General features: G+C 50.3%; 19 protein-coding genes. 10 read left to right on the top strand and 9 right to left on the bottom strand.

The features are described from left to right. Positions 1 to 193: 193 nt before the first annotated feature. Positions 194 to 2,008, top strand: a complete 1,815-nt coding sequence (locus IGR76_07280) for a penicillin-binding protein 1A (protein ID MBF2078311.1) — start codon at positions 194 to 196, stop codon at positions 2,006 to 2,008. 139 nt (positions 2,009 to 2,147) lie between these two features. Here IGR76_07280 and IGR76_07275 read toward each other — a convergent pair whose 3' ends face one another. After that, positions 2,148 to 2,471, bottom strand: coding sequence for a DUF1825 family protein (locus IGR76_07275; GenBank protein MBF2078310.1), 324 nt, complete (start codon positions 2,469 to 2,471; stop codon positions 2,148 to 2,150). A gap of 236 nt (positions 2,472 to 2,707) precedes the next feature. Then, the gene (locus IGR76_07270; protein ID MBF2078309.1) at positions 2,708 to 3,628 is read right to left on the bottom strand and encodes a molecular chaperone DnaJ; all 921 of its coding nucleotides are present in this window, start codon (positions 3,626 to 3,628) and stop codon (positions 2,708 to 2,710) included. An 817-nt stretch (positions 3,629 to 4,445) separates the two neighbouring features. Here IGR76_07270 and IGR76_07265 point away from each other — a divergent pair. Then, entirely contained in the window at positions 4,446 to 4,826 is a 381-nt protein-coding gene (locus IGR76_07265; protein MBF2078308.1) for an NINE protein, read from the top strand. Positions 4,827 to 4,842: 16 nt separating this feature from the next. After that, complete coding sequence (locus tag IGR76_07260) at positions 4,843 to 5,373, top strand: ComEA family DNA-binding protein (protein MBF2078307.1); 531 nt, start codon at positions 4,843 to 4,845, stop codon at positions 5,371 to 5,373. 92 nt (positions 5,374 to 5,465) lie between these two features. Here IGR76_07260 and IGR76_07255 read toward each other — a convergent pair whose 3' ends face one another. Beyond that, positions 5,466 to 6,911 carry a cation:proton antiporter gene (locus IGR76_07255; protein MBF2078306.1) on the bottom strand — a complete coding sequence of 482 codons (1,446 nt, stop codon included), beginning with the start codon at positions 6,909 to 6,911 and terminating at the stop codon, positions 5,466 to 5,468. 182 nt (positions 6,912 to 7,093) lie between these two features. Then, complete coding sequence (locus IGR76_07250; protein MBF2078305.1) at positions 7,094 to 7,906, bottom strand: carbon-nitrogen hydrolase family protein; 813 nt, start codon at positions 7,904 to 7,906, stop codon at positions 7,094 to 7,096. Positions 7,907 to 8,506: 600 nt separating this feature from the next. Between IGR76_07250 and IGR76_07245 the strand changes: the two genes are divergently transcribed. From IGR76_07245 to IGR76_07230, 4 genes are all read left to right on the top strand, one after another. After that, complete coding sequence (locus IGR76_07245; protein MBF2078304.1) at positions 8,507 to 8,722, top strand: hypothetical protein; 216 nt, start codon at positions 8,507 to 8,509, stop codon at positions 8,720 to 8,722. Between the two features lie 21 nt (positions 8,723 to 8,743). Next, positions 8,744 to 9,292 (top strand): FHA domain-containing protein, encoded by a 549-nt coding sequence (locus IGR76_07240; GenBank protein MBF2078303.1) that lies wholly within the window; start codon positions 8,744 to 8,746, stop codon positions 9,290 to 9,292. Between the two features lie 301 nt (positions 9,293 to 9,593). After that, complete coding sequence (gene acsF, locus IGR76_07235; protein MBF2078302.1) at positions 9,594 to 10,661, top strand: magnesium-protoporphyrin IX monomethyl ester (oxidative) cyclase; 1,068 nt, start codon at positions 9,594 to 9,596, stop codon at positions 10,659 to 10,661. Between the two features lie 105 nt (positions 10,662 to 10,766). Continuing rightward, the gene (locus tag IGR76_07230) at positions 10,767 to 11,243 is read left to right on the top strand and encodes a biphenyl 2,3-dioxygenase (GenBank protein MBF2078301.1); all 477 of its coding nucleotides are present in this window, start codon (positions 10,767 to 10,769) and stop codon (positions 11,241 to 11,243) included. Positions 11,244 to 11,246: 3 nt separating this feature from the next. Here IGR76_07230 and IGR76_07225 read toward each other — a convergent pair whose 3' ends face one another. Then, positions 11,247 to 12,539 carry a DnaJ domain-containing protein gene (locus IGR76_07225; protein ID MBF2078300.1) on the bottom strand — a complete coding sequence of 431 codons (1,293 nt, stop codon included), beginning with the start codon at positions 12,537 to 12,539 and terminating at the stop codon, positions 11,247 to 11,249. On the opposite strand from IGR76_07225, the gene IGR76_07220 reads away from it, so the two are divergent. Beyond that, entirely contained in the window at positions 12,538 to 12,720 is a 183-nt protein-coding gene (locus IGR76_07220) for a hypothetical protein (GenBank protein MBF2078299.1), read from the top strand. The genes IGR76_07225 and IGR76_07220 overlap by 2 nt on opposite strands. Further along, entirely contained in the window at positions 12,713 to 13,765 is a 1,053-nt protein-coding gene (locus IGR76_07215) for an LD-carboxypeptidase (GenBank protein MBF2078298.1), read from the top strand. The genes IGR76_07220 and IGR76_07215 overlap by 8 nt, the downstream gene beginning before the upstream one ends. Before the next feature lie 125 nt (positions 13,766 to 13,890). Here the strand turns inward: IGR76_07215 and IGR76_07210 are convergent, their stop codons facing one another. The 4 genes from IGR76_07210 to IGR76_07195 all read right to left on the bottom strand — a co-directional run bounded on the left by IGR76_07210 (position 13,891) and on the right by IGR76_07195 (position 16,772). After that, on the bottom strand, positions 13,891 to 14,100 hold the full coding sequence (locus IGR76_07210) for a hypothetical protein (GenBank protein MBF2078297.1): 210 nt from the start codon (positions 14,098 to 14,100) through the stop codon (positions 13,891 to 13,893). Positions 14,101 to 14,203: 103 nt separating this feature from the next. Beyond that, on the bottom strand, positions 14,204 to 14,614 hold the full coding sequence (locus IGR76_07205; protein ID MBF2078296.1) for a pentapeptide repeat-containing protein: 411 nt from the start codon (positions 14,612 to 14,614) through the stop codon (positions 14,204 to 14,206). 84 nt (positions 14,615 to 14,698) lie between these two features. Next, positions 14,699 to 15,124: a hypothetical protein gene (locus IGR76_07200; protein MBF2078295.1), complete on the bottom strand. Its 426-nt coding sequence runs from the start codon at positions 15,122 to 15,124 to the stop codon at positions 14,699 to 14,701. Positions 15,125 to 15,197: 73 nt separating this feature from the next. Further along, positions 15,198 to 16,772, bottom strand: a complete 1,575-nt coding sequence (locus IGR76_07195) for a B12-binding domain-containing radical SAM protein (protein ID MBF2078294.1) — start codon at positions 16,770 to 16,772, stop codon at positions 15,198 to 15,200. A gap of 738 nt (positions 16,773 to 17,510) precedes the next feature. On the opposite strand from IGR76_07195, the gene IGR76_07190 reads away from it, so the two are divergent. Then, a complete protein-coding gene (locus IGR76_07190; GenBank protein ID MBF2078293.1) occupies positions 17,511 to 17,834 on the top strand; it encodes a hypothetical protein in 324 nt (107 codons plus the stop codon). Positions 17,835 to 17,874: the final 40 nt, after the last annotated feature.

Below are 17,874 nucleotides of genomic sequence, written 5' to 3'. Positions count from 1 at the left end.
GCAACCGTCAAGGTTTAGCGCTCATCGCTGTTAATAATATCTAAGGTCAAGATCTGCTGTGGCATCTAATACTGCTCGCAATATCAAGCGTAAGCCATCGCGTCCGCATCCCTCTCCTGTCTCACCGTTTAGCACACGAGACTTTATTCAGTCAACGTGTAAAGTGGCCGCCGGAACGATTTTAGGGATTACCATGCTTTCCAGCTCGATCGTGGCTGGGGGCTTGGTGGGGTTGGCCATCAGCTTTCGGAACCTGCCGGATGTCCGCGTCCTTCAGAACTACTCACCTGCCGAAACCAGCTACATCTACGACATTAAGGGAAACTGGCTCTACAGTATCCACGATGAAGCGAACCGAGACGTTGTAGATCTCAACGAAATTTCCCCTGACCTAAAGCGAGCGGTGCTGGCGATCGAGGATAGCCATTTCTTCTACCATCACGGCATTAATCCCGTGAGTGTGGTGCGGGCCATGCTGAGCAACTTCACCGAGGGTCAAACCGTGGAGGGTGCCTCCACGCTGACCATGCAGCTTGTGAAGAATCTGTTCCTCACCCCAGAGCGTAGCATGAGCCGTAAGCTGGCAGAAGCGGTTTTGGCACTGCGGTTAGAGCAAATTCTCGGCAAAGATAAGATTTTTGAGATGTACCTCAATCAGGTGTATTGGGGACATAACAACTACGGGGTTGAAACGGCCTCGGAAAGCTATTTCAACAAAAAAGCCTCGGATCTCACCCTGGCCGAAGCCGCCATGATGGCGGGGCTGATCCAGGCTCCGGAAGAATTTAGCCCGTTTGTGGACTACCCTCTAGCCAAAGAGCGGCAGGCGATCGTGTTGATGCGGATGCGCCAATTGGGCTGGATTACGCCTGAGGAGGAGCAAGCTGCATTGAAGCAGCCCATCCACCTAGGCGAAATTAAGTCTTTCCAAACCAGCCGATCGCCCTACATTACAGAAGCGGTGGTGCAGGAGTTGACCGATCGCTTTGGTCAAGATGAGGTGCTGAAAGGAGGAATGCGCGTCCAAACCACTGTGGATGTGAACTTCCAGGCGATGGCCGAGCGGGTCATCCGGGAAAATCATCAGCGCTTGAGCCAGCAGGGAGTGTATGCCGATCAGATCGCCCTAGCTGCGGTTGATCCCCGTACCCACTTCATCAAGGCATTGGTTGGCGGAGTCAGCTACAAGGAAAGCCAGTACAACCGAGCGACTCAAGCCCTGCGGCAGCCCGGTTCTGCTTTTAAACCGTTTGTTTACTACGCGGCGCTCGCCTCTGGAAAGTACACGCCGGACTCCATCATTGACGATAGCCCGGTTAGCTACCCGGATGGCTATGAGTACTATAGTCCTCAAAACTACGACGGCAGATTTTATGGCTCCATGCCCTTACGGCAGGCACTCGCGATGTCTCGAAACGTGCCTGCGGTGAAGCTCGGCCAAGAGGTAGGGATTAACCGTGTGATTGAAATTTGTCGCACGCTGGGGATTACGAGCCCGATCGAGCCTGTGACATCGCTCCCATTAGGTGCAGTCGATTTAACCCCCCTAGAGATGGCATCGGCTTACGCCACCTTTGCTAGTGGAGGATGGCAGTCGGATACTACGCTCATTGTACAAGTGACCGACGGTGAAGGAAATGTCCTGCTGGATAACACGCCAGAGCCACAGCTTGTACTTGATCCGTGGGCAGCGGCATCGTTAACGAGCATGTTGCAGGATGTCATCAATAGCGGCACGGCGACGACGGCTCAACTTGGACGGCCTGCGGCGGGTAAGACAGGTACGACCTCTAGTGAGCGCGACATTTGGTTTGTGGGCTATGTGCCCCAACTTGCAGCCGCCGTGTGGGTCGGGAATGACGACTATAGCCCCATTGGTGTCGGTGCAACAGGCGGAACCTATGTGGCTCCCATCTGGCGAGCGTTCATGCTGGAAGCTTTGAAAGGCGTGCCCGCAGAATCCTTCCCGCCTGCCTCTCAGTTTCCCCGTCCTCAGCCGTCGCCTTAACCTCGAGTCACTACGGTTAGGCTCTAAATCTTATGACGACTTGGGCGGCGTTCTCACCCACTCACCGAAACGGAGCCTTTGGGGAAAATTTATGCCTAGGCTATAGGTTAAACGAGAGGTGGTCAGGCTCAATAACTCTCTATCGCTGCTGTTCTGCTTCCGCCTTCATGCGATCTAGGGTCATCTGCATTTGGTCGAACATCTGCTGGGGCGTGATGCCAAACTGGCCTAACTGCGTTTTGAGATGCTCCATCGTCATTTGAGCCATGAAGTCTTCGGAAAGTTCAAACCGCTTCATGAAAATGCGGTAACGCTCCATCACTTCTTCCATGCGCTCAATGAATATTTTTTTCCCTTCTCGGTCAAACTTGCCATAGTCAGATCCTAAGGCTACCAAGGATTGATAGTCTTCAAAGAGCTGCTTTGCTTCCTGCTGAACAATGTCAGAGTCGAAAAATCCCATTCTTGCCCAGATGCTTATTACAACTGCTTTATCAACGTAACCGTTTGGAATGCAAAGGGTGATCCAAACTGCTGATTAACAAGCTACTACCCGCTCTTAGGAACACGCAATATACCTGTCAATCCTATGCATTCATTCTAAAACAGCTTATTCCTGCCAACGCGACCATCCATGGCTAGAAAACCGAACCAATCGGAGAACCGTTCACTCTGTCAGCACAGTCAAACCCAGTCTTGCTAGCGTTTGCTAAAAAGACCAAACAACCCTTTCCGATTCTCTCGAGATGGCGCAGAGGCAGACAAGGGGCGATCGCCCTTCGGTGAGGGTCGGGAGGCTGGGGCTGAAGTCTCCGTTTCAACACCCAGCTTTGGAGCATAACGCAGGGCTAATGGGTTCTTGGGGTCAAGCTTTAGAGCCTGACGACAGTGAACTTTTGCCATCCCTGGCAGGTTTTGCATGAAGTAGGCGATCGCCAGCAAGGCATGAAATTCCCCTCGATCTGGCTCTAGACGAATCGCATCCCGCAACTCTTGGACAGCCATCGACCAGTTCCGTTTTTTGAGGTACTCCTTAGCCCGTTCAGCATGGCGCTCCGCGTAGCTAGGCTCACTCTTACCTGCTGGCACATCAGGCACGGGAGCATAGGAGATTGGACGTGCAGCCACCGCTGGAATAACTCCCGTTCGCTTTTCCAGAATCTCGGGAGATCCGATCTTGATATAGAGATAGATGGCGTTGAGTTCTAGAATCTGCGGGGTGATAATCGGAAATTGCGACAGCGGACTATATTGCTTTTCAGCAAAACTGGCAATCGCATCCTCGTAAAGCGTATCGAGAGAGTGAGAGGGGGACTCTAACAGTGCTTGGGACTCTGCTGTAGAGGGAGTCGGCGGACTTTGGCGAGATTTGTAGCGAATGTCCATCCGAAGGCGAGCCAGCACTTCGGCGCGCCCATTCTCACTTTTAATTTCTTGATAGGCAGGGTTTACTAAGCGTGCCAGAATTTGGCTCGCTAACACGGCATCTTCGGCGGTGGCATTGGCTAAGGCATCCGGATGTAAAAGTTTGGCGATCGCACGATGACGCTTAAGCACCCGCTGATCATCTGCAGAGACAGCTATGCCAAGGACGGAATACGGGTCTGAAAATTGTGTCAACCATTCTGCGGAGAAGGCCAGATGGGTCATGTAACTACACGAAGGATATTTTAGGTGGTTTGAATAAAACTAGTAGCTGGTAAAGGACGAACTGATCCGGAGAAATGGGTCAGGATCGCTAGATGATGGTAGTCGAATATTAAACGATAGGAAGGTATTGAAGTCAGTCCATAGATCACATAGGGCCTTACCCAGGGTAATCGTGTTTGAGTTCGCTCAGAGCGCAACTGTAGATACCCTACCAGATGAGCAATCAACAACCCTGTTCGATCTATACAAAATAATGATGACAAAAATCTATAAGATTTGGAGGCGACAAAGCTACCCTGACCAAATACCACCGTCTGATGAGCGGGGGACGCTGAATCCGATGCATGCATCCAGACCCTTCGGAGGACGATCAATTAGGTGAGGAGAGCTTTGCGTAACTCATAGATTGAATGAACAGGAGGCTCACATCCGTACAAAAGCTGATACCTCAGTTGCTCTAATATTCACACTAGCGTATTCATTCAGGTCGTATTTTGACGTCTTTGTGAAGATGCAACGTTTGTCCGTAAAGATGCAGAATCAATGCCGGGAATGGGATCCGAGGATATGCAAGCATACGCAAATGCCAAATCTGCTTCCAGATCGATCGTCCGCGATCGCCTACAATTGAGGCTGAACCGCTAAACTTAGAGGAAGGAGAATCCTAAATACGCTGTATCGTGAGTTTTGTGAGAAAGATCGGGGATCTAGCCAGACGACCTTCTTGTTATCGGTACAGCTCCATGTCAGGATGCTCAACGCTTGCAGTCATTCAAAACCTCAACCTATGCTGAGCCAGCCCAAACGGCGACCTATCGCGATCGGACTAGCGATCGCCAGTACAGTTTTACCCCTATCGGGATTACATAAGTTCTATCTTGGGCAACCCATCTGGGGGATCGTCTATCTGCTGCTAAGCTGGACACCCATCCCAAAAATTGCAAGTCTCATGGAAGCAGTATGGTACTTTCTCCAAACCGCAACCGAATTCCACAGTCGTTTCAACGCACTGGAACTATCTGCGCCTCTGACCTCCGTATCATCAGCTAACGCCGTACAGGCGATCGCCGACGCCCTGCGCCAACTGGAATCGCTCCGTCAAGAGGGACTCATTTCCGAATATGAGTTTGAACAGAAACGCCGACAACTCCTCAAGTCGACGCCTTAACGGAGGAAGACGTGGTATGGTATCTCGCTGGCTTTCACCCTTCCGTCAATCCCTGCGATCGCGCCTACTCAGCGATCCGTTCTATCGATTTCAAAGCCTAGAGGAGCTGCAATTCGCCGCCACCCTTGGCATTCGCATTGATGTTAATCGGGCGACCGTTGATGATTGGCTGCGGCTCCCCGGACTTTCGATCCATCAGGCGCGATCGCTGGTTCACCTCACGCAATCCGGCCTTCAGCTCTACTCCCTAGATGATATCGCCGCTGTCTTGGGGATAACGTCACGCCACCTCCAAGCCTTTGCGCCTATCCTCCTCTTCTGCCACTACGATGCCGAAAGCATCAGTTACCCCCAACGAATCAATCCAAACTACGCTCCTCTGCAAGAGCTACAAACCATTCTGCCCATCGATTCAGATTTGGCCACCCGCATTATCAACCTGCGCTCAACAGGGTCAAAATTCAAGAATCTAGTAGATTTTCAAACCCGTCTCCAACTCTCAAACGACCAAATTGCGCTGTTGATGCACTATCTGTCATTCTCGTAGCTGTCGCCATCCCTCACAACGAAAGAGTTGAGCGCGTACTCAACCGTTAGGCGATACCCTGCTCAACTCCCTAGATTTCAAAACGATTCAGTTCAGGGCGACTCTGCCTCTTCCGTTTCGACCGCTTTGCCCGTAATCGTAACCGACTGCCCATCAGCCACCTCTAGAGCAGGCACTTCTGCAGCCTCTCGAAAAACAACCCGCAGTAACGGAGGGGCTAAGAAAGTGGTGAGAATCACCATGACAATAATGGCGGCATCCAGCGACTCTGAAAGAACACCACTAGCTGAACCAACGCCTGCAAACACAAGTCCTACTTCACCTCTAGGAATCATTCCCACACCGATTGCAAGCCGATTAATGCCGGGTTGACCAAACACACCGACGCTAGTGACGACTTTACCCAAAATCGCGATGATGACGAGGAATGTTGCGATAATTAAGCCTTCTCGGTTTTCGGGCACAAAGGGATTCAGCACACTCACGTCTGTGCGTGCCCCAACCACGACAAAGAAAATGGGCACAAACATATCAGCGATCGGAATCACCTGCTCTTCAAGTTCCTCACGTTTGCTGGTTTCGGCCAAAATTAGACCCGCCGCAAACGCACCCAAAATTGCCTCAAGCTGAATCGCTGCCCCAATGAACGAGAGAAAGAACACGACAACCAGCGATGACAAAATGAGCTGACCGCGCGTCCGCATTTTCTCAACCATGCTGACAAAGTAGGTACTCAGCAATCTGCCGATAAAAATCGAGCCGATCAGGAAAACCGCCGCCGCCACAATCAAGTAAATAATGTTGCCAACCTGGACTTCGCCGGTTTTGGCAAGGCTGGCAACAACAGCAAGCACGATGATGCCCAAAATGTCATCTAAGACAGCAGCACCGATAATAATCTGCCCTTCTTTGGAGCTAAGCTGCTGAAGTTCTGCGAGTACTTTTGCGGTAATGCCAATACTGGTGGCGGTTAAAGCGGCTCCCGCAAAGATAGCGGGAACCGTATCAACATGGAAAATGGTGAGCAATCCTGCCGTACCCAAGGCGAAGGGAACCACGACACCAATGACTGCCACAATGGCTGCCTGCGGCCCCACTCGAATCAGTTCTTTCAGATCCGATTCCAGCCCAATTTCGAACAGGAGGATGATCACTCCTAACTCGGACAAAATCTCAATCACTTCGCTTTGGGCTTCGAAGACCGAGGTAGCGGCTTCGGGAGGCAAGCCTGCCGCCGTTTCCAGGAAGTTGATAATTAACGACGTTGACGCATCGCCAAATTCACCGGGAAAAACGAGAACATTTAAAGCGGAGACGCCAACCACCACTCCCCCGACTAGTTCCCCCAAAACTGGAGGAAGATTGATCCGAGCGCACAGTTCGCCTCCAAGTTTGGCTGCAATGTAGACTGCAATCAGACTCAAGAGCGTTCCTGCTAACACAAAACCAGACGCCTCTACCTCCGCCTCTGATGCAGCGGCAAGCAGGGGAACAACATGAAAAATTGAAAGCATGGCTTCAGTATTTGCGTAGGACATCCAAGCACATAAGACTGACCCTATCGACCAGTCTCCATCCTGTATACTCTACAGGTTTCTGAGGGTCTGGACTAGCGACAGTTATGGGGTTTGAGGACTCATGATATTGTGCTGGATTTATGATGGCGGTTCAGTTTATTTTGGCACTTTCAGAGTTCCACGTTTAGACACTTGCTTAGACATTATAGAAATACGCGGTGCTTCAAGCTCGGCATCTGACGACGTACTTGATCTAATCGAGATGGATCGATGGAAGCGATCGCCACTCCAGGCTTATCGCCCGCATCGGCTAGAACCACCCCCCAAGGATCAACAATCACAGCATGGCCGTGAGACTGACGGAGGGAATTGTGTTTCCCGGTTTGGGCCGGCGCAATGACGTAAGCAGTATTTTCAATGGCTCTGGCTTGCAGTAAAACCTGCCAATGATCTTTTCCGGTATAGGCCGTAAATGCGGCTGGAATAAATAGCACCTCCGCTCCCATCTGAGACAGGTGACGGTAGAGTTCCGGAAAACGCACATCGTAGCAAACCGAAAGTCCTATATTCCCCAGTTCCTTGGAGGGATACATAGACGGCAATTGTACACCCGCTAGAACCGTTTGGGACTCTTGATAGGTATTGCCATCCGGTAAGTTGACATCAAACAGGTGCACTTTCGCATATCGGGAGAGTTCCTGTCCGTCTGGCCCCACTAAGAGGGCAACATTGTTCACTTTGCCCTGTTCCGTTGGAACTGGAAATCCCCCACCCAGCAGCGTAATCTGATAACGCTGAGCCATTGTCTTCAAAAATTTTTCACTTTGGTCGGCAATCTGCTCTGCATTTGCCAACTTCGCCGCTTCATTTCCGAGAAACGAGAAATTCTCAGGAAGCCCAACCAACTCTGCTCCCTGCCGAACGGCCAGTTCAATTAAGTCTTCTGCCTGGGCTAGATTTTTCTCCAAATCCGGCAGGCTATTCATTTGGACGGCTGCCGCTAGATACGATTTCATGAGTGTTCTGGATCTTAACCTCTTCTAAGTATCCCCTAAACGCTGGCGTATCCCATCATCAATCCATCGGAATTCGAAAAATGATGGCGAAGACCCACAGGACTGAATCGCTTCGTAAAAAGATCCCGGTGTGCTTGGCTGATTGTATACAGGTTATGGGTTGTGTCGTTCAAAATCCCCGGCTGTATTTCTTTGGGATTGCTGTGGGCGTATAGCAACCAAAGGGTTGGTTAGGACGGAAGACAGGGGTTTCACCCCTGCGTCGGGTAACAGCCCCCACATCCCCTTTGTCCTAACTATCTCCTCTACGGCCATAGATGCTGATTTCAATTGCGATTTGCGATTGCAGATCATGTCATGGGCGAGACTCGCATCGATGCATCCCCAAACCCATTATCCCAGGGAAATTTTGATTAAGGAGACTTTAAAGAAGCTGCGCCAATACCGCCGATTTTGAGAAGTCCCATTAAGTTTTGATGAACCTGATAGGTCATCTCATTGATCTCACCGAACGCTCTGACGTTTAATGCGGGGAGCAGCGCTGGCAATATGAGAACGTTTGCAGGGTGCTTCGCTGTGGTGAGGGGTCACAGTACATCAGTGCTTCGCCCTTCTAGCCGCTGGCTCAGTGGTGATGTTAAGTATGTTCTTACGTGCCTCTTGGCTAGGCGATCGCTCAATTACGACGACCAGTACTTAACAGCTCGCCCGCTATTCGACTACTTGCAGTGGTATCGATTGGGAACGGGCGATCGCTATCTTTGCCTTTCAGGGCTTCGTGTCTCCAAACTCCGAACATTGGCCCCGTTTGTTTGAGACATCCAACTTGTTGCTATCATGCTGAACCAATCCCTTCCAAGCTCCTCAGAGTCCCTGCCTGACCAATTCCTGAAGCAGAATCCGGTTCTGTCCGTTCAACTGTTGGCGGATTTAGATCAAGATCTCGACCAAGTCAGAACATTGCTGTATCCAGCACTCAATGCTCAGCACCGTTGTCAGGCGGCAGAATTTTATATTCAGGCTGTCACCACTGAGCGGACAGCCTTTTTGATCACAAATTTGTCGCACTCACGCGGTGGTTTAATTACAGAAACCGCTTCAAACTGGCTGATCGGGCGCAATTCCACGTGCGATATCTCCATTCGGCATATGTCCATTTCCCGATTTCATGCAGCGGTTGGCTTCACGGCCACCGACGGATTCTACATTACCGATCTCAACAGCGCGAATGGAAGCTGGGTCAATCGACGCCGACTCGACCCTATGCAGCGGATGCGGCTACGGGATGGGGATTTAATCCGCATTGCGTCCTATCGGATTGAATTCTTTTGGTCAGGCCAAGACTGTCTCGATCGTGGGAATCAAGAAGCCGAAACATGGGGATAAGGCAATCTCTCAAACCTTAAAGCCGTTGACCCAAATAGAACCCGTCTTGCAGACAACTGTAAATAATTGCGAATTATTCCATCCAAGTGTTGCAAGTCTTAACATTTTTGGGCGATCGCACCCCCCGATAGCTTGGTAGACTGAGATCCAATAAGAGCTGCTGCATTCTGGTCTATTTAGCCAACGTTATTCAGCCCATAGACCCTGACAGAGGTTTTCAGGGTAAGCTTGCTGCAAAGCTTCAGCCTACTCCTGAGACATCTGGGCAGTGAATTCACAACATGCGTTGTTTAAAGGAACCATGGTAGATTCCCTCAAAAAACCTGAATTTCAAGAAATGCGTCCTGGGGTAAAGTCCCCTGCTAAGGAAACCATTCTCACGCCACGGTTTTACACAACCGACTTTGAAGAAATGGCGGCAATGGATATCTCCGTTAATGAGGACGAGTTAAACGCGATTTTGGAAGAGTTCCGGGCTGACTATAACCGCCATCACTTTGTGCGTGATGAAGAGTTTCAGCAGTCTTGGGATCACATCGACGGCGAAACTCGTCGTCTGTTCGTTGAATTCCTAGAGCGCTCCTGCACTGCAGAGTTTTCGGGCTTTTTGCTCTATAAGGAACTTTCCCGCAAGCTGAAGGATCGCAGTCCGGTGCTGGCGGAGGGCTTCCTGCTGATGTCCCGCGATGAAGCTCGTCATGCGGGCTTCTTGAATAAAGCGCTGTCGGACTTTAACCTCACGCTGGATCTGGGCTTTTTGACTCAGCACCGCAAATACACTTTCTTCAAACCCAAGTTTATTTTCTACGCCACCTATCTCTCGGAGAAGATTGGCTACTGGCGCTATATCACCATTTATCGCCATCTGGAGGCGCACCCAGAGGATCGCCTCTACCCTATCTTCCGCTTCTTCGAGAACTGGTGCCAGGATGAAAACCGTCATGGTGATTTCTTTGATGCCGTGATGCGATCGCAGCCTGAAATTTTGAACGACTGGAAAGCACGCCTCTGGTGTCGGTTCTTCCTGCTGTCGGTCTTTGCAACCATGTATCTCAATGACTTGCAGCGGTCTGGCTTTTATGAGGCAATTGGGCTAAATGCGCGTGATTACGATATTGAGGTGATTCGAAAAACCAATGATACGGCTGCTCGCGTTTTCCCCGTGATTCTGAACGTGGATCACCCAGAATTCTTCAAAACATTGGATGACTGTGCAGCTAGCAACATGAAAATCACCCAAATCTCTGAATCGAATGCACCGAAAGCAGTTCAATTCATCCAGAAGCTGCCTCATATTGCATCGATTGGCTGGAACCTGCTTCGTCTGTACTTGATGAAGCCGATTGCTAGTCCTACAGCAGTTCGCTAGGGTTAATCCTCGCTTTGAACTCCCAGCAGTTCTGCACCCCGCAGGACTGCTTTTTTAGTGGAACAATCATTGGATGAGCCCATCGCCACAAGGAGGACAATCCTTATGACTATTTCAGCTAGATTTCCAACTCTCCAGGCTTGGATTCGAGTTTTCAGCAGAGTCGTCGTTCTGGTATTAATAGTTGGCCTCAGTTTGGTCTGGGGATGGGATGGGGCGATCGCCGCGACTCGTGCTCCCCAATCTGTCTCTGTCCATTTGGGCACACCATCAGGCGAGTTAAAATTTGTGCCGGATCACCTCCAGTTTCAGGTTGGCCAGCGCTATGTGCTTAAACTCGACAATCCTAGTCCGGAGAAGCATTACTTTACGGCTAAAAACTTTGCTGACACCATTTGGACGCAAAAAGTCGAAGCCGGAAACGTCGAGATTAAAGGTGCAATCCGTGATTTAGAGTTGCGTCCTAGTACGACCGCCGAATGGTATTTTGTGCCGCAAAAGGCTGGGGAATACGAACTGCATTGTTCTATTCCAGGACACGCAGAGGCGGGAATGCGCGGCACGATTAGCGTAGTGGAGTGAAGTTTACGCCCCGGAAAATAACCAGATTAACCGTACAATCCTGCTACTTAGCAAGAGAACTAACGGCACCAACATTGCCGCATACCCAGACGGGATGTCCTGCACCTTGGTAAATCCTAGATACAGAAGTAATCCGGCATACCAAAAGGCGACAAGGGCGATCGCCATTACGCTAAACGTTCCGGTTCCCAACAGCACGGCTCCAATCAGGGGCAGGATACCGAGGGGTAACAGTGCCACACCGACGACAAAACAGTCCCCCGACAAGCTGCTTGTGCGCCGATCAAAGGCCCACCGGGCGATCGCACTCACCAAGACTAGACTGATTGCAACGATGCAGCCAATGAAGGCCATTTCCGGCCACGCCATCGGTACCACAGACTGCCAGCCCATCGTGACACCGAGCGTAAATAGACTGACAGCGGCGATCGCCAGTCCAATCCCTGTTCCGGCAGCAATTTGGTAGCGCTGTAGGTGTTGAAAGGTTGTTAGAAGCTGGGTTTCGGGGTTCATTAGAATCCAGGGAATCGCTCTGAGGACAAGGACAAGGGCTGGAACCAGACCCGTAACTAGCGATCGCCATTTGTATAGCCCTCGGTTGCGAATACTGTGCAGCGTCTTCTGAGCGAGTTGATAACCGCTCCTGTCTCCAAGGGTTTGGAATTGTTTGGCCGCGATCTGGAGATCGTCAATGGCTTGGGACTGATTTTTGAGATCCACATACGCCACGCCACGATGGTAATAGGCGGTGGCATAGAGTGGATCAAGGGCGATCGCTCGGTCATAGGCATCGATGGCGGACTGAATATAGCCCAAACGGTAGCGGGCGCGACCTCGATAGTAATAGCCCTCAGCAGAATCCGGTTGCAGGATCAGGAGTTGTTGACAGTCGCGCAGGACAGCACGATAGTTGGCGAGATACAGATAAACCTGGCACCGTTTCAGGTAGGCAGGCGCGAAGTTGGGAGCCTGGGCGATCGCCTCGGAGAAGCAGTTGAGGGCTGCCAAGTAGTTTTGATCCAGCATGTACTGAACCCCGGCCACGTAGGCATCAATTTGACTGGCGGTGTCCTCTGGAGACTGATCCGAGGATCGGGGGCGTCCCTTGCAGGCGTGATCTTGAATGATTTCGTAGGCTTCGCAGATTTTCTTAAAAATGGCTTCTGCGTTTGGATTGTCGGGGCTGAGATCCGGGTGATACTGACGGGCTAAGCGGCGGAAGGCTTGCTTAATTTCGGCGAGCGTAGCTGTTCTCGGTACGTTCAGGATGTCGTAGTAGTCCTGGATGGGCGGCATGAAGAGAGCGGGGAAAGAATCGTCCTATCGTCAGCTTAGCGTGAGCCTATCGTCTTCATCCACCTTCACGGAACTTGGACTGTGCCCGGACAAGTGTTGCGTTTTTCAACGATCGCTTATGGAATCAGGGCGATCGCTCTATTCTAGTTTTGCTTTTTCGGTGTTGCAGTTCTATGTCTAACCGTCGCCAGTTCCTTGCCACCTCTGCCGCTGTTGCCACCGGAGCCGCGATCGCCCCTCTGATCACCACCTCCGCCCAAGCCAGTTCTAGCAGTATTCGCAAGCCGCCGCGACTTCAGCCCGGAGATGCCGTGGGTCTGATTAGTCCTGCACGAGCCGCGTTTGAAACGGACGATGTCAACATTGTCATCGAGGCGATGCAAGGCTTAGGACTGGTTCCCAAACTGGGCGAACACATCTATGACCGCTATGGCTATCTAGGTGGCCACGATCGCGATCGCGCCGCCGACATCAACGCATTTTTTGCCGATCCCACCATTAAAGCCCTCATTCCGATTCAGGGCGGATGGGGCTGTAGCCGTCTGTTGCCCTATTTGGATTACGAGTTAATTGCCCAAAACCCCAAAATTATCATCGGGTTTAGCGACATCTCGTCTCTCATTTGGGGCATTAACGCTCAAAGTCATATTGTCACCTTTCATGGCCCCAATGGTCTTGCCTCATGGCGAACTGAAGAGACGAATTACTTCCGCCGGGTCTTGTTTGACGGTGACATGCTCAGCTTCCAGAGCGGGCGTACAGATACCGACAGCGATCGCCTGATGCAAGTGGAAGGCCGCATTCAGACCATTACACCGGGAGTGGCGCGGGGTCGCTTGGTAGGAGGAAACCTGTCCGTGCTGTCGGGCATTACCGGATCGCCCTACGTACCGAATTTGGAAGGCGCAATCCTATTTCTTGAAGACGTTGGGGAATATATTTATCGCATCGATCGGATGATCACCCAGCTAAAACTCGCGGGATGGTTCGATCAGCTAGCGGGATTTATCTTTGGGCAGTGTAGCGATTGTGGCCCCGATCCGGACTACGGATCGCTAACGCTGATGGACGTGCTTCGAGATCATATTGAACCATTAGGGATTCCGGCATGGTCAGGAGCCATGATCGGCCATCTTGAGCCTGTGCTTACCTTACCCATCGGTGCAGAGGTGGAAATTGATGCGTCAACAGGTCGCTTGCAAATGCTGGAAGCGGCGGTGCAGTAATCCCAATTTTGAGTTTTGAGGTTTTAGGTTTGAGTTAGAAACGCATAGTGGTGAACGATTGTGCCCAGAGTTTAGCTGTACGCAATCAGCCCACCACACCAAAGTACTCAATGTTGAGAGTCGCTTTAATCAATCGTGATTGACTGGGGGCCACTACTTTTACCGTTGTTGCTAGACGGTGCTGTAGTAGATACGCCCGCTTGCCGGTCGAGCCAACTCTTGACCGGATCTTCAGCTAAATTCAGACGCAAAAACCCAGAGGCTAAGCCCCCTAAAAAGGCAACAGGCTGGCGCGTAAATTCTTGAAAAAGGGGAGATAGTTCGTCTAAAAACATAGATCCGTCCTCACAGGTCTCTGAATAGTCTTATCTATCCTAGCGTGAACTAAATCGTGATCCGAGCCGCATCGTGAAGTCCCGTTAGCACTTGTAGATCCTCCTAGCCCGACTGGCGATCGCTCTTCATTTCCGCCTTAATGGGGTCAAATCCGTGGGGAAATCGCGTTTCTGCTGGATCAAAATCGGCATCGTGAAAATTTGCGTCCGTCACAATAGCGTCTTGGAGATCAGTGCCAATCAGCATTGCACCGCGCAAATCAGCCTTCAACAAATTCGCTCCGCGCAGAATAGCATAGCTAAAATCGACACCGCGCAAACTGGCGTGGCTGAGGTCAGCATCACTGAAATCTGCGTAGCTCAGATCTGCACCTTTTAAGTCCACGCCACTTAGCGCTGCACCGCTTAAACTAATACCCGAAAAACTTCGCTTCCCCTGAGCATAGGCTTGGAGGAGCACTTCAGGAGTGGCGATCGCCAGGTTGTCTTGATGAGTTGTATTTGAATCAGCCATAGGGCACCGACCCGCTTAAGCAAACACCTTCAGAATAGCCTGCATCCTCCATGTTTCTGGTGTATGCTCTGGCAATCTTAAACTTTACTCATTCCCCCCAGCATCGCGACGCATATCGTATAGGCATCCCAGCGCACCCGGTTTCGTGTAGGTGTCTAATTGGGTTCCAACGTGACTGAGATCAGCTAAAAGCGCGCCTTGATCAGCCTCAGGCTTACGCGCCAGTAAAAACCAAAGTTGCGACTGCCCGGACAACGCTTCAACGTCGCGCCGATATTTCTTCAAAGCCTCGCCCGACCATTCATCCACTTCTAGCAAATCCTGATTACCCAGAATATAGTCCTCCGGCTTAAAGCCTGCCTTTGGCCCATAGAACGCGAACTGACGCTTGGCTTCACGGAACACATAGAGGCGATCGCCCGGTTGCCAATGATCATGAATGTAGTTCACCACTGGACGCCCATGGGTATGGATGAACGAGCGAGCGATCGCAACACAACCGAAGTTCAAAAAGCGTTGATCAAGTGCTGAAAAGTATGCTTAAACATACGGAGCAGACCAATTCGATCCTGCACCCTAATATTCACTGATTAGTTGGCTGGAGGGTAACCAACGGATCATAACCAAGTTGCTGCGTAATTCTCTCTCGTGTTAACAGTCGATACTCCCAGAAATGCTCTCCCGCCGCGCACAACCCAAGATAGAGTCCGAGGAACTGCGGCTTCGTTCTCAAGATCAGCCACAGTTGCTGCCAAAACTGGTTTCGAATGGTTTTCATTCGGATCCCTTGCTTCCAGATTAATCGGCTGATAAGCTGAACTGCTTTTCCTACGGGGAAATATATCTGCTGTTGTATATAGGGATTGGGTGTGATGTTGAGACAATGCTTGAGACAACGTTTGAGGTAAGCTGAAGGTTCATACATCGTCCAAAGGGCCGCAACATACTCGTAGGCAATTTCATTCAACGGGCGAGTCGGAACGAAATTCATAAGAGTGTTCTGGTCGCCAAATTCGATGGAAGCATCATTTTCATAGTGGTGGATGAGTCGTTGCTCGTTTTGCAGGCGACTCCATAGGGCTGTGTTGGGAGGAGCCTGTAAAATGCCCAACATGGGTTGAGGGATAGAGGTTTCTTCTACAAAGGATTGAATTCGCTGTCCAGCCCCCGCTCGCTCACCATCAAAACCAATGATAAAGCCTGCATAAATCATCAATCCGGCCTGGTTAATTTTCTGGCAAGCTTCGGCCAGTGGATTGCGAGTATTCTGATGCTTGCCTGTCACCTGGAGGCTGTCCTGATCTGGAGTCTCAATCCCCAGAAATACCCCATAAAACCCGGCTTGAACCATTAAATCTAGTAGTTCTAGATCTTCAGCAAGGTTGACCGAGGCTTCTGTTACAAAAGTAAAGGGGTAATGGCGCTCTTGCATCCAGGGGATCAGCGATCGCAATAATCGCTTTACATTCCGCTGATTACCAATGAAGTTGTCATCCACGATAAAGATGGAACCTCGCCACCCCAACTCATAAAGCGCCTGTAATTCTGCCAGCGTCTGGTCTATGTCCTTGGTACGGGGTTTGCGACCATAAAGATTAATAATGTCGCAAAATTCGCAGTTAAAGGGACAACCTCGGGAAAATTGGATAGCCATCATCAAGTAATCATCTCGCTGCAGCAAGTCAAAGCGAGGCAGAGGGCTAAGCGTGACATCTGGCTTTTCTGTAGCTCGAAAAATACCCTGTTCCTGTCCCTCCGCGATCGCTTCGAGAAATTGGGGTACTGTGATTTCTCCTTCATCCAAGATCAAATAGTGAGCACCTGAATCCAGAGCGTGTTCAGGAAGTGATGTCGGGTATGGACCTCCAACAGCCACTTTTTTTCCATGGTGTATGGCTTTATGAATGAGATGGTGAAAGTCTTCTCGTTGAACAATCATGGCAGACAGAATAATGATGTCACACCACTCCCAATCTGCCTCTGTTTCAAGCGTAACGTTGCGGTCATAGAACCGAACTTCCCATTCCTTGGGCAAGAGTGCGGCCACTGTAATGATTCCCAAAGGTGGAATAAATGCCTTCAGGTCAGCCATTTCCATAAAACGGTCATAGGACCAGAAAGTTTTGGGAAAAAGAGGATAGAGTAATAAAGCTTTCATTCATTTTTTCCTCAAAATTAATAAGGATTTTAGACATCAGCGACGTTGCCTAAGTTAATGTTTTGAGGTTCCCGATATGTAAAATTCGTGTTGACAAACTAATCATTTCATCGATATACGATTTAGTCTAACAGCTCAGCGTCTGAAAATAATCTCTGCCACAAATTCAGAAGGTTGGGAAGGTCCGTTCTCAAGGCATGCTTCCTGATTTTTCACTCTTCTACGCTAGCCACGACCCCACACCCGCATGCTCAGCCCGGAATACCGACCAAAGTCTAGCGTTTATATCTTTAGGGTTGTTCAGGCATGGAAAGCCTGGGATTAATCACCGAACCATCACGGAGTCGCACCTAAAACGTTTAATCTCCACCATATCTAGGCAAGAAATCAGCAGCCAACATTAGACCTTCAGACATAAATAACGACACATATAAGTAGGTGACCCTAATTAAACGTAGGATGTGTTAAACGTAGCCGTAGCGCATCAAATCCTTTGACAGCATGGGTTACGCTATCGCTAACCCATCCTACGAAGAGCTTTGTTTATTTACGACTATCTACTTAGCAATCCTATTTGGATTGTGAAACGTGCGCTCCAGCAGGGTACACGTTTCACACCTCGTCTTTTTCACAAATTACGTATCAACGCTATTTGGCCAAAAGCCTGGTTCTCTCTTCCTGTTTGATGTCCAGGCTCACGGTATTGCGGATTAAACAGACGTTAACTCCGACTCCCGCATTAGTGATGACGATTTAGTGGAAGGTGGACACCTTCTATTTCTATCCAAAGGTGGACTCAAACTGAAAGGTGGAGACGATGACGATACCCTCATTGGCTTGAATTCTGATGACGCAATTCTCGGCAAAAATGGTGATGATACACTCTACGGCGAAGCGGGGAACGATACTCTGAATGGCGGGAACGATAATGACAAGATCGATGGTGGTGATGGCAACGATGTGATCATCGGTGGTCGCGGCAATGATGTAGCCAAGACGGGTAAGGGTCGTGATCAAATTGTGATTGAGTCTTCTAAGGAGGGCAAAGGCTTTGTTGCATGATTAGAAAAACGGTCAGGTTCGCCTTGAGAGTGTCCTGGTA

This window comes from Synechococcales cyanobacterium T60_A2020_003 (assembly GCA_015272205.1).
Taxonomy (GTDB): Bacteria; Cyanobacteriota; Cyanobacteriia; order RECH01; family RECH01; genus JACYMB01.
The sequence above is the reverse complement of the archived record's forward strand: the minus strand, read 5'-3'. Positions and strand labels throughout refer to the sequence as shown.